Genomic DNA, 13,415 nt, shown 5'->3' with positions numbered 1-13,415 from the left:
TTACCTTTTAAATAATCACAATACAAAGATAGAGATAAATAATGTGAAAAAGATAGGTAGTACTCTCGTTGTTTATAGACGAATCTATCAAACTGTAAAAGTGAGAGTTTTAGCCCGTATGGTGCGATATACACCCTCTTTTCGGGTGAAAGATGAAAGTTGAAAGATGAAAGTTAAGGGGGAGGACACATGCTTTATTCACTTTCTACTGTCATACTATCATAAGACGGACTATCTTACTATCTATCAAGGATTAAAAGCATGATAGTCACCCTTTTTAACTATCATTCTTCTATCATCTATCTATCATACTCTTGTCTTCTTACAAAACTTTTCAAAGATCTGCACTCAATCTGCACAACCATACGACTGAAAACCAAAGCCATAGTAGCAAAAAGTGCCCAACATGGGGGTGTACAACTGTTTCTACACCCCCATGTTCAGACCACTGACATCCGGGTGTGACCGACTTGATCATCCGGGTGTTCCTTCACTTTTATGCTTACTTGCGTAATTTTAAGCAATATGTTTTGTGAAAATAACATGCTGATTCGTTGTGAAAGTTCGTAAATACAAGATCAAGAATATTCATTTGAATATTAAATGACAAAAAGTGCTCCCCGGAATGGGAAGCACTTTATTAATTTGTTTGAAAATGATTATTTGATAACTGCACTCTGATTAACAGCTGTCCAGTCTGCAACAGCACACTTAACAAAGAAATTAGCTCTATCACCGCCTGTACCAGTTTTACCAGGACCTGCTACATATAAAGTAATACGATACACTTTGTTATTTTCAATATTAACCGGAGTTCCCATACCTGTAACACCAACTACAATAGGATATGTAGCATCTGCTGATGCTAAGTCATACACTTGATCAGAACCTGCCATCTTAGCTCCGCTCAAAGAGAACTTACCTTCAACTACTAAAGTAGTCGCTGCACCATCTGCTGCACTAATTTGTGTATTTGCCAACACATAGTAATAAGCTTTTATCGGCTTTGCACTAATAGGACTTGTTTCAGAAGTAAATGAATTTTGAGAAACTGCCTCAATAGCATTTGAGAAATCACCATAAAAACTATAATCACTTGCATTATAAGACACATGACCTGCACCAGTATCTACACCACTAATTTTTACTTTGTTTGCAGCATTATTAATTTTAACACCTGTAAATTGGAATGTAGCAGAACCTGAAACATAGTCACTCTGTGCCATATCCAAGAAAACATCTGCAATTTCAACACGAGCTACATTTCTGTTCAAAGGTAATGGTGTTGTTGACAAATTAGTACCATCTTGAGACTCTTCAGTAGTATATCCATAATAATTATTACCTGAAGCCAAAGTTTTATTCGTAACAAGTTGACTACTCATAGGAAGTCCATCATTTGCAACATCAAAATAATCAGCCGTTAAAGTAACATTTGTACCGGTCAAATCTGAAGCCGATAAGGTCGGAATATTTGAAATACTCATGTTTGCAAATACAATAAACTGAATCTGCTGTGGCACTAAACCTGCAATTTTAAGTTCTTTTGTTTCTGCAGTAGAAGATGCTGCATGAGCTAAGTATTTTCCATCCTTATCAAAAACTACTAATGTAATATTCTTAATCGAAGCTTCGCCATCAAGAGTATAACTTTGTCCTTCTCCAGTACCAAGTTTGTAGTCTGTTGGCAATGCCGCTTTAGTAACCAAATTGTTCGCATCTACTTGAATTGTAAAATCTGCATCCCCTTTAGCAGTATCAGGACCGTCAGGACCTACAACGTCGTCTTTTGAACAAGAAGCGAACGCACAAGCGATCATAGTCGCATACATAAAATTTCTTAGTTTCATATTCTTCAAAATTAAAAAGTTAATAAAATTCTTTATTTATAAATTAGTTATTATTTATCTTACCCTATAGCTTACTGAGTTGTCTGGAACGACTTTGTGCTTTTGCTCGTTGTCCTATCCTTCCCATCGGCTAATTAATTTTTATCGTTAATAATGTATAGTATATATAACATCATCTTTATCACTTACTCAACGTCTCGGGTTGTTGTCTTGCGATATTGCAAAGATGGATGAAAAAGTAAAGACAAGTTAGGGGCATACCTCTCAAATTTAAGCGGTACGTCTATAAAACCGAATTTTGATTTATTTACATCTAATTTTGATAGAATTTCGGGAAGGATGTAGTTTCTTCCCTCCAATTTTACCCTCATACTTAATTCCCTCATATATGCTGTTAATCAATCCCTCATGCCATCCACTTCAACAATCGCTTTGTGTTTTTTCGCTTCTCAATTTTCCCTCAATCATGCACATAGCGGATAGACGATGCAAATATATAAAAATCAGTTTAATAGATATACATATCAACATGATATTTTTAACCACTAAATGAAAAAATATCACACAAATGATTCAAATCCACTTTTCCTGTTCCTCTTTCTCACTCCGGAGTAAAGCTCGCAGATCGTTCATTATCAAAATACATTCGTCTGCCATTCGCCCGATAGCGTTCCCTATTTCTTTCTCTTTGCCCGCATTAAACCGGTCATTATCAAAATCATAATATTCCATTAACCGATCCAGATGCTTATTCAGCGAATCATTCAAATCTTCCACACGTGCTTCCAGCCTGTAAATACGGGTTTCGCTTGCCAGCAAAACTGTAACCTGCCGAAAAATATGTTTTACACCCGCAATAACAGACAAAGCACTCGGTAACAAAAAAGATTTTTCAGCCGTTTTATCGACAGAGCGGCGAAATTCCTCTAAAAGTTCGATCGCCCTTACCAGTAATACGTCAAACACGCGTAACGGATAAGAGGTGTTAAGGGGGGTACAATCGTCATAAATCAATGTTTCAATTGCATTGGCAACACTCATCAGCCTGTTATTCAACAGGAGAGCCTTCTCCTGTTCTTTCTCGGCCTTCAGGCTATTCAATTCTTTCTTATATTCCTCGCGAACAATAAAACTCATAAAAATCGGAAGAAGCGCCCCGATTGTCGCCAAAAAAGCGATCCAAAGGGAAAGCCAGCCATTCAAAGAGCCTAACTGATTGCTGAATTCCAACCTCAAATCGGCTAATATCTGTGTAAAACGATACTGCATGCGAATCGTCTGCTCTTTCAAAGAAGCCTCGGCTTCCCTGAAAGCAACAGAATCTGCAGCCATCCCCACGACTTTGTCATTTGCGACCAACATCAAGTGGCAGACCGAATCGCAACGGTTCGTCTGAATCCGTGTCGAGTCGAGCGTACTCTGATACATATTAGCAACCCGAGCATTCGCAGTCCTAAACAGGGAAAAAGTGAATAACATTATAATAATGAAACCGAGGCAGTTCCTATAATAAACCAGCTTATTTTCTTTATATTCTTTACATACGTCATTATTCGCCCCTCCCTTTCTTTGAATTGTCCAAACACAACGGAACATACAATTGATATTTTCCCTTTTCGTTTTTCTCCACCGAACGATAATCATGCAGCCGCCCAAACAGGAAACTACCGATTTTTCTTTTTCCGCGTACGGCTTCATATATGGCAGTGAAAACAATTTCATCATGCGTAAAACAAATCAACTGCAAATGGTTCTTACCTAATATTTGTTCTGATATGCTGACAAAACTTTCGATAAACTGCTTTATCAAACGCCGGTTATAAAAATCACTGGCGTAAAAGAGATCATCCAGGATAATAGGAAAAAGGAAACGGTGTGTCTTCATCATACACACGGCTGTCGAGATCCGCAACATCATACAAAACAGCTTATACCGGAAAGTATTGTAAAACTTCATCGGCGAGATCTCTACAGTAACCGGCTTTTCTACATTCCCCAAATTCTCTTCATAAAAGACACTGATTTTCCAGTTTTCATCAATCTTGATTTTTTCGGTGTTCTTAGCCCCTCCCGTAAAAAGCTCCATAATCTTTTCGACGAAAGGCTGGATATCGCCGCGTAAACCTGACATGACGGATTGCAATTCCTTATCCAATGTAGCCAGGTAATGTTCGGCTCCTAAAAATAACTGGTACCGCAATATATCATCTTTTAACTGCTTGATTTCTTCCTTGAGCCTGCTTTGTGAAACAGCGACTTCCTCAAGTTGGGTAATCATTTGCTGGAAAAAATACATGAACGACAGACGATGCAGATAGTTATCCAGCTGTATCAGAAGCTCCTTGTTTTTTTCTTCCCTATACGCAACGTCTTCATTCCCTTCTAACAGCGGAAACTGTGCAGGATGGCGGTCCGGCAAAAGGATCCTGGCTTTCAATTTATTTTTTAAATCATTGATTTCAGTCAAAACCAGAGTAAATCCAAGGGGTTTAAGAAAATCCGACAAGTCGCCGAACAACTCCTCGATCAGCTGGGACAACTTTTCAGCAGAAAAAGAAGAAGAATTCTTCATTCCGGTGATTTCATCGGAATATTGGTTCAATAAATCCTCCATTCCTTTATTATATTTTTCCATATTCTGCCAGGATGTGCTAAGATCCTTCAGGGTCAATTCCCGTTTCTCGGCTTCCGCTACCAGTTTTTCCTTTTCCGAGAGTTCTTTTTCCCATTTAGCATGGTTGTCTGCGATGTAATTCCAGTTGGTATTCAAATATTTCCGCAAGGATTCTTTAATCTCGATCAAAGGAGAAAAACCAAAACTACTTGCAAAAAGATTGACTCCATCGAGATACTTGTCCGACGAAGCGACATTCCCGACTTCTATAATATCCGCTTCCGAACAAAAACAACTGTTCAACGAGAAGGAGAATTTTTTCACCTGCTCATAAGAACGAAACTCACCGGAAACCGTACTGATGCGAACTTCCGGGATAGCCAGGTCATCACCGTGGCGAATAAAAGAAGGACGTTCCTGCCCACGCAGGCCTGCTTCGCTTACCTGACCCGTAAAGACATACTCCATCGCATCGTAAAGCGAACTTTTCCCAACCGAATTACGTCCGACTAAAACCAAACTGCAGGGCTTGCTTTTTTCCACACTGAACGGTACCGAAAAAGGATGGCCGGAAGGAAATTTACGAAAAGCATTGATATCGAGATTTAGAAAACGCAAATCGCGCACTCCCTTTCCACGGGTATTTTCCGGCATACTGTTGTCTTCCACCCGTGTCAGGTCTGACCGTTCCGTAAAAGTTTTAAAAGTCCTGAAGCTAAGTACATCCTTAAAGTCAACCTCCGGATTCTGAAGTTGAAGCAGATAGGAGGATATAGCTCGCGCACTTTTTAATTGGGTTGGGTCTACGTTCTCTTCTTTTTCCCATAAGGAAACATTTATATTTGTCAATATCTCACTCCAACTAAACATGAAATATAGATTTTAGGAACAAATGGGTTTCAGAAATAAAATTAGGGTTATTCCATTCAGGCAGCTTCCCTATGGAACCGGTCACCTTCTTTAGTTCCTCCATGATCCAGGATACATTTTCCTCTTTTTGTATTTCCGCATTCTCATAATGTATCATTAACAAACTAATTACCAGATAGAAGCCATAGACTATCCGATATAAACGTACAACTTCATCATCTTGAGTAAAATCCGGCAAAATGCGCAAGACGAACTGATCTCCCTCCGCATGAGCGTGATTGCGGTCGTATTCTTCCTGCAATTCTTCTCTTCCCGTCGGAAACAAGAAGGGTAACGAGCTAAAATCTGATGTAAATGAATCCATCAACTCATGGACATCGCACTCTCCATCATTCGTAAAGAACCTGTCCAGATTCTGATCCGCCCATTCACCTAACTGGTGGATCGACGTGCTATAGGAACCTTGCAAAGCATACCATTTCTGCCAGTTTGCCAAGTCATATCCCATCAGATGGGCACTGACAAACACGGCTGCCCGACAATAATCGACCAACCGATTCTCTCCTTCCAAGTCGAGCTGGGTGCAGGTGCTAAACGAAGATGTAAAATCGTTCTGTACAACGGAATAGAAATAATCTTCTTCCTTCAAAACGTTAAAACGAACTGCATAGTCCAACAAATCACATGGCTCATCACCGTCTTCGTATCTAAAACAGACACTGTAATCTCCTGACTTCGCATCAAAACAAGCTAAATAAGTAATCCCGCAAATACGACTAAATGGACGAAAATGTAATGGATTGACTAACAATAAATGAAATATATATTGCAATGTCTGACGACTCACCTTTGTTGTATTGCTAAACTCGCATACTTTCTTTACAAGAAATAAAACCGTACGAAAAAGCTGATCACGTAAACGATCTTCATTTTCACCAGAACGGAACATACGAATGAAAGGCGCACTCGCCTGGCTGGAATCCAGCACATATCCGGGCACCACGCTTCCTTCATCGATACGCTTGTCCAGAGCCTGATGCAAGGCTTTCAAACGATCGGTATCTTTTACGGGATACATGGTAAACTTATTAAACAGCGTGGTAAAACTCTCACCATAGCGCAATCGGTCGATCCCGGTATATACCAAACGGCTACGATGCTCTACCAAACGGGAGAGATTACTAAAATTGCAGGAAACCATCTCAGAAATAGTCTCACAACGTTTAAAATCTTCATTATTCTGATCCTCGTATGCATCTTTGAACAGATTTGGAAGCAGAGAAGAATGGATGATCCTGGGTTGTATCAATTTACGAGGCTCACTGTCGCGCCGTCTCAGGCATTCCTGCAACAATGGCAAAACACGGCTGGCCAGATCCGGACCGAACAAATAAGTCAAATCTTGCATATCGAGTTGCCAGACTGCCTTTTGTCCGTTTTTTGCCAACAAAGTTTCCAGTTCTTCCGTTACTTGCATAAATGCAGCAAATGATAGGAGGTAATTCAACGTTATCACTAATGTCCTTTTACAATGGTAAAGGTATTCACTGCCAAAATCCAGATTTTCGACTTGCGGCTTCCCGAAATACATCGCACCATATAGTATTTCCCAAACTTCTCCCAAAAGAGTTGTCTGTGGGAAAAAGAGGAAATGATCTTGCTCCAGGACTTCTAAATAAGGCTCAGGGATCGTATAAGGGGCGAAACAGGCAATACAAAGACGCTGGTCTTTCTGATAAATCCGCAATTTCCAGAATTCAGGATGCAGCATATCGTAATACTTACGAATAATCGGATCCAGAACAACGCTGTAGTTCTCCGATGCGACAGTCCAACCTTCGTAATCCATTCCGCTCTCAACATCCCAATGGCTTACTTTATAATGACATACATGTTCATCTTTATGCATTTCCCCCATACCCTCAGCCAAGGAGGATACAGTCTTCGAGACATCAGTGTGTTCATCCAAGTCAACATAAAATAACGGGAATTCTACGTCGTATGGTTTTCCAAGCGAATGAAAATTCATGATAATACGGTCAATATAAAAAGGAATCTCTTCTTCTGAAACCACAGCTACCGAATGAAGCGGCAATGCGTCATTCTTATATGAAGAAGAAACAACGATAGGATAAGCATCCAATATTCCGCTTGCGGGACGTCCGACCATTGAGAAACCGGTCCGCAGAATATTATAAATCCGTTCGAAGGTCGTACCGTTATAGATAGCCTCATCTACTACACGGACTTGACTATACTTCTCAAAATCAGATCCAAATAAAAAAGGAAGGGCATGCTCGGAAACAACAGAAAAAGGCTGATGAGATTTAACACCCCATCTAGCCTTACAATATTCATAAAGCCGCGGACTCTTTCGGGCTATTGCAACTAACAAACTATCAGGCATCATCGCCCTCAAATTCGTAAACCAGTCCTCAAGCAAGGCGTCCAACGCCTTAACCGATCGTATGTTTGACATATTTAACTCATGCTACACTAATTGATTGTCAAAATTAGCAATTATATAAGGTATACGTAGCATCTTTATCCAATTAATTAATGTTAATTATATACAACATATTCAACTTACCTCAAGCCGGCACCCCGTATTGCGACGGTGTTACGCCGTATTGCTCCGTGAAACGTTTACGGAAGGTGGCGGTATCGTTAAATCCTACCATTTCAGCGACTTCCTGTACGGAATATTGTTGAGTGGCAAGCAACTCGGCCGCTTTTTTCAGGCGTATGTTACGTGTCAGTTCCAGGATACTCAAGTCGGAATATTGCTTGATCTTACGATACAAAGTCGGCAAACTCATATTCAGTGAGTCTGCAAGTATCTTTGCCTCGAAAGTCGAATCGTCGAGGTGTTTCTCGATATTCTTGACGACGGCATCCATAAACGGATTGGTCGGCAGCGCGTTGTCTTCTTCCGAAGCGGAGGTGGTATGGGAGAAGTAACGCTTCATATCGTCGCGTTTCTTCATCAGGCTGTTGATCTTGCTGCGCAGGATCTCGACGTCGAAAGGTTTCGTGATATAATCGTCCGCACCGGCTTCGATCCCGGTAATGACATCTTCGCTTTCCACCTTGGCGGTCAGCATCACGACAGGCGTCTGCGCCATCTTCGGATCGCTCTTGATCTCGCGACAGGTCTCATAACCGTCTTTCACCGGCATCATAACGTCGCAAAGGATCAGGTCCGGCTCTTCCGCCAAGGCGACATCCACACCATCCTGCCCGTTGCGGGCTTCGAGAATCTGGTACTCTTTGCTGAAGACGTGTTTCAGGAACCAGCGGATCTGGTCGCTGTCGTCGATCACTAACAGCTTCTTGCCTGTCTCCTGTTTTTGCGGGATCACCTGGATCAGTTCGGCAATATCTTCTTTCTGGCGGGCGTTCAGCTTCACCAAGTCGGCTTCGGGCTCAACAAATTCCACGCGGCGATCCAGCAGATGCTGCTTGCCTAATGGAACCAGGACTGCATAAGAGGTTCCGTTTTTATCGGCCTCATGCCGATAAAAACCGCCTATGGCGTCTGCCATATCCATGATTTGCTTCAAGCCGCGGCGTGCGCTTTCGTCTTCGTCCAGCCCTTCGTCTTTCACGACAAGCGAACAGTAGGCTTTGCCGTTTTCCTTGACGACAGAGATATCGAGCGTCACTTTACCGTACGCGAACGTATTCTTAAAGGCATTCGAGAGCAACATACGGAGAGCGAACTCGATCTTGCGGCGGTCTACCCAAACCCAGAGTGCGGGTGTCTGCGTATTGATGCGGAAATCGACATTGTTCATGGCGACCCAGTCGACGAAGATATCGCATATCTGGCGGGAGATATCGACCATATCGTAGCGGGCTATGCGCAGATAGTTGGCGACGTCGTTCGAACGGCGCGTGCCGATCAGCTGGTCTGCCAAGTCCTGCATGGCGAGTGTGTTACGGTAGGCCGAGAGTAGCTGGGTGGACATATCCTTGTCCGGATCGTCGTTTTGCACGACGAGCGCTAAGGAACCTAACACCAACGAAAGCGGCGTACGCATTTCGTAGATGGTCTCTATAAAGAAATTATCGTGTATGCTCTCTGCATTTTTCAGTCGGTTTTCGGCTTCGGCAAGTTTTTCGACAGCCTCGCGCTGGATCGCATCGTTTTCCTTGATCTTGGTCACGATGAGTTGCTCCATCTCTTTCTTATTATTATTTAATGTAGAGACAGTCGATTCAAGTTCGGACGTTTTGCGTACTAATTCGCCATTAGCCTTTGCCAATTCATCATTCTGGGTCCGCAACGCCTGGATTTTCTCCTCCTGACGGCAAACCTGTTCCTCGAGCGCGCCATTCCGGGAAAGTAAATCCCCGTTTTTAGCAGTTAGTTCCTTATTCGAGTTCTCTAATGCGAAATTTTCTTTTATGATCTGGTCCGAACGGCCATTCATATTAGAATGCAGTTTACGCATGTAAAAAAACAAAGGGAGCAAAAAAAGCAGTAAAATGACCACTACTATTAATGTTTCACTTCCGAAAAATTGCCCGCTTTCATTGGTTGCCAAGATTGCCGAAGTACTCAAGAGAGTACACAACAATACTCCACTCATCCTTCTGAACAGAGATTTCTTATTCATGGTTATATGCATTTATTATTTATCCTTCTACAACTCTACAATTTATTCTCAACATTCTCTTGCAAAGATGGCAAAAAAAATTCTCCTTTCACCACTTTTGACACTATTTATTTCAAAAAAATTCATGAGAATCACGGCTTTTCGCGTTTTTAAATAAGCGGCAGTTTTCCCAAGCCTTAATAATCATATGATACAATCACAATCATTATTGATTTGTTTAACATCTTTTATGCACGATTTATTGTAGGACAAGAAAACTCGCTTTACATTTGCAAAGAAATAGCAGACAACTGTTTAGAATTAGGGCTTAGCTGAAAAAAGGAGAGTAAAGGATTGGCGAAGCCGGTCAAAGCAGGTTGTCTGAATACTAAACATGAATGTAAATTATTTTACCCTCAATTTTTATATGCATAGGCGTACATCCGGATTGTTCCGCGTGTACGCCACCTTTTTTATATAGGTTCTTCCTGTCGGAATACACAGTTCTTTACGATACTATTATATATAAGGTACGCACGCGTACCTTAATGCATATTACTTTTGGCTTGATCAACAAATATCAAGATCAAGGCTTAACCGGCCAGGCTACTTCGGGCAAAAGCTACGCTGTCGCCTGCGAAACTCGCTTCGCTCAAACAGCGCAGGCTCCGGACGCTTCGCCTTTACCCTTCGCTTGACGCCTGCCCACTTAGGGCTTTCTTAGAAAGCTTCGCTTTCTCTTGGGATGGCCGATACCGCCTGTTCTTTTTTTTTGTGTCCCCCAACCTTCAACTCTTAACTTTCAACTTTCAACTCTTAACTCCCCAGGGGGGGGGACTTATTGTAAAAAACGTATTTTTTCGGTTAAGAGGAGGATTGAAAGCAAACAAATGTTAATCTGCTTTTTGGACGTCAAAAAGGGGCTTTTTTCTCTTTTCCGGGAGTTTTTTGCCATTGCGACCGTCCTCTTCGCCGTTACGACCGTCATAATCTTCGCGAGGTGCCGAGTGCATCACCCATGAGGACGGTCGTAATGGCGATGACGACCGTCTTCTTTTGGAAAACGACCGTCCTCACTGAAAAAAACCACCAAAATTTCCTTGGGATATTTGAAACGCCGTCCGTTTTATTTTGCTACAGGCGATTCTCCGGGAGTTAAGGTTTATCACTTTGACGGCGTTCCCGTCTTTCGGTAATCAAATTGCACGGTTTTTAAAATTGCCTGCGCACCTCGCTTCGTCTGCTGTCAGCAAAGATGATGAAAACCGTGAAAAGAGTCAATCCAAAATGGATCAAGATTTTGGATGAAATAGAAAAATGGCTGAAATGGGGGTTATTGTCAATTTTTTTATTGGCAGGAGATTCAGAAATTGCCAGATATAAACTATCCCGTTCCCGCGCTCCGACGCGGGATCGCAGAGGAACAGGCTTTATCAAAACTTATAAATGATGATTTAGGATGTGGCAGGCTATTTTGCGATCCCGCGTCGGAGCGCGGGAACAGGATAGCTCACTTTTTCTTGGAGAAGCTCTCTTACCTGGACAAATCACACAGATACAAAAATACCATACAACTGCATACCGTAAAAAGACAGAACATAAAGGACAAACATCAAAAGTCTCACAGAAAACGCCCCTGACAACACGTTCACCACCTATTGTGATACTTTCACCACTCACCAAAAGAAAACGAAAGACAATCATGTACCTTGATATTTATACTATCGCAATTGACATTTTCACCAATGCACAAAAGACAGTCATTCCTATCAACACAAAGGGCAGACATGATAGTTTTACACCCTTTTGAGAGATTTTCAGCCCCTTATTTGATATTTTCTCCAACTATTTTGATGTGTTTAACATTTATTATACGCAAAACTATTGCAGGATTCGATTTACTGCCATATATTTGCATTGTCAACGAGAAACAAGAGGTTTTGATGAGGGTCTTAACCGAGGGAAAAGTTCTCGCAGAGTATAGGGTTTATAAATTGCATAAAAAAATTAGGGTCATGAAAAAGGGTAAAATTTTCACAAATTGTTTCTTCACAATATGGACATTGTCCGTAATCCTGTCTTTTGTTAGTTGTTCTGCCGATGGCGATTCTTATTCTGTTGAAGACAGCCAGGTGCCTTTGAACGTTGAAGCTCCTTTCTCCGTTATTCTCAAAGCTTATTCAGAAAATCAGGATATCACTTCAAGAGGTGACGTTAAGAGCACTACACTGTACGTTTTTCGACGAAAACGATGATTTCTACAAACAAATCACAGTCGACAGAGACTATCTGCTCCAGGTAAAGCCGGTTGAAATCAGCTGCCCGGGATCAAAGAAGATTACTGTTGTCGCTTGGGCCGGTCTTTCTAATGACAGCGAAGAAATCAGCAACATGAACCAGGCTAATATCATCTCAGACCTGCAAGTAAGCTTAAAAAATAACAACGGTGTGGCAAACAGTCTGCCGAGCGACCTGTTCTACGGACAAGTAACCGTTTACCGTTCAGCGACGAAGGCTGCTGCACAGGAATTAAAAATCGAACGCAAGGTTTCTTCCATGTCTATCCTGACAAAAGGTGTTTTCAAAGTTTTCGATTCGAAAGAAGGAAATTACTACTACAAAATAAAAAGAACGAAAAGTTCTTTCAATTGCAATGGAGAATTAACAGGTAGCGATATCGAATATATTATTCCGGCTACTTTAAATGAAAAAGGGAATTTGACTACAGGTACATTCTCTATTTTACCGACCGATAACGTTACTATAGAGCTTTACAGAGACGATGTTATGGTACTTTCTTCCGAAAATGTCAAAAATTCAGAAAATGTGCCTGCAAACGAAGGAGAACAAACAAATATCGTTTTTGATCTTTCTCGCAATAATATCAGCGTTGACGTTTCAGACTGGGGTACTGTTATTCAGTATGTTACAGTCGGATAATTTGCCCTCAATTTTTTTATATGCAATAGGCGACATTCGGATTGTTCCGAGTGTGCGCCACTTTTTTGTAAATATGTGATTCTCCGTGATAGCCCTACCACCCATTTTGATAGTATCACACATTACAAAATTTGCTAAATTTCAGACAATCAGCAAATTATAAAAAGATAAGATAGGATCGTCTATCACCATGACACGAATACAACGCATGATATAATATATGAATCAAAAAGTAAACGTCCAGACAGAGATAAATAGCTTGTCTGTAAATCTTAGACAGAAGGACAAAAGAACAAATGAAGATTATCCGGGTTTAGCCGTGGCGGTGTGTCAAAACACCCTTGTCCCCGCGCTTGACGCGGGGCCGCAAAAGAACAGACCTTATCAATCAGTTGTTTATACGGTCGATTTTAATGCGATCCCGCGTCAAGCGCCATAGCCGTCAAGCTAATCGAAGTAAGTGTTGTAATACTAGTAAAATAAGGGGGGTATTCAATTATCTGTTGAAGAAAAGATGAATATAGATATTCTTCGAAATTC

The 13,415-nt window shown here is 41.3% G+C and carries 9 protein-coding genes; 4 read left to right on the top strand and 5 right to left on the bottom strand.

Going from position 1 to position 13,415, the window contains the following annotated elements:
• Positions 1-659: 659 nt before the first annotated feature.
• The 5 genes from DW083_RS04630 to DW083_RS04610 form a co-directional block, all read right to left on the bottom strand.
• Positions 660-1,850 (bottom strand): fimbrial protein, encoded by a 1,191-nt coding sequence (locus tag DW083_RS04630; RefSeq protein ID WP_122331598.1) that lies wholly within the window; start codon positions 1,848-1,850, stop codon positions 660-662.
• A gap of 573 nt (positions 1,851-2,423) precedes the next feature.
• The gene (locus DW083_RS04625; protein ID WP_147382084.1) at positions 2,424-3,278 is read right to left on the bottom strand and encodes a hypothetical protein; all 855 of its coding nucleotides are present in this window, start codon (positions 3,276-3,278) and stop codon (positions 2,424-2,426) included.
• A gap of 121 nt (positions 3,279-3,399) precedes the next feature.
• A complete protein-coding gene (locus DW083_RS04620) occupies positions 3,400-5,334 on the bottom strand; it encodes a hypothetical protein (protein WP_122331596.1) in 1,935 nt (644 codons plus the stop codon).
• The gene (locus DW083_RS04615) at positions 5,327-7,813 is read right to left on the bottom strand and encodes a hypothetical protein (RefSeq protein ID WP_147382083.1); all 2,487 of its coding nucleotides are present in this window, start codon (positions 7,811-7,813) and stop codon (positions 5,327-5,329) included. The genes DW083_RS04620 and DW083_RS04615 overlap by 8 nt, the downstream gene beginning before the upstream one ends.
• A 112-nt stretch (positions 7,814-7,925) precedes the next feature.
• Positions 7,926-9,956 (bottom strand): response regulator, encoded by a 2,031-nt coding sequence (locus DW083_RS04610; RefSeq protein WP_122331673.1) that lies wholly within the window; start codon positions 9,954-9,956, stop codon positions 7,926-7,928.
• A gap of 1,246 nt (positions 9,957-11,202) precedes the next feature.
• Here DW083_RS04610 and DW083_RS04605 point away from each other — a divergent pair.
• From DW083_RS04605 to DW083_RS22075, 4 genes are all read left to right on the top strand, one after another.
• Positions 11,203-11,385, top strand: a complete 183-nt coding sequence (locus DW083_RS04605; protein WP_147382082.1) for a hypothetical protein — start codon at positions 11,203-11,205, stop codon at positions 11,383-11,385.
• A 9-nt stretch (positions 11,386-11,394) separates the two neighbouring features.
• Complete coding sequence (locus tag DW083_RS22215) at positions 11,395-11,745, top strand: hypothetical protein (protein ID WP_199659143.1); 351 nt, start codon at positions 11,395-11,397, stop codon at positions 11,743-11,745.
• Between the two features lie 398 nt (positions 11,746-12,143).
• Positions 12,144-12,875: a FimB/Mfa2 family fimbrial subunit gene (locus tag DW083_RS04595; protein WP_233551766.1), complete on the top strand. Its 732-nt coding sequence runs from the start codon at positions 12,144-12,146 to the stop codon at positions 12,873-12,875.
• Between the two features lie 220 nt (positions 12,876-13,095).
• Complete coding sequence (locus tag DW083_RS22075; RefSeq protein WP_158582088.1) at positions 13,096-13,314, top strand: hypothetical protein; 219 nt, start codon at positions 13,096-13,098, stop codon at positions 13,312-13,314.
• The last annotated feature ends 101 nt before the right edge of the window (positions 13,315-13,415 follow it).

This window comes from Parabacteroides sp. AF48-14, assembly GCF_003477465.1.
In the GTDB taxonomy this organism is placed as follows: domain Bacteria; phylum Bacteroidota; class Bacteroidia; order Bacteroidales; family Tannerellaceae; genus Parabacteroides; species Parabacteroides acidifaciens.
The sequence above is the reverse complement of the archived record's forward strand: the minus strand, read 5'-3'. Positions and strand labels throughout refer to the sequence as shown.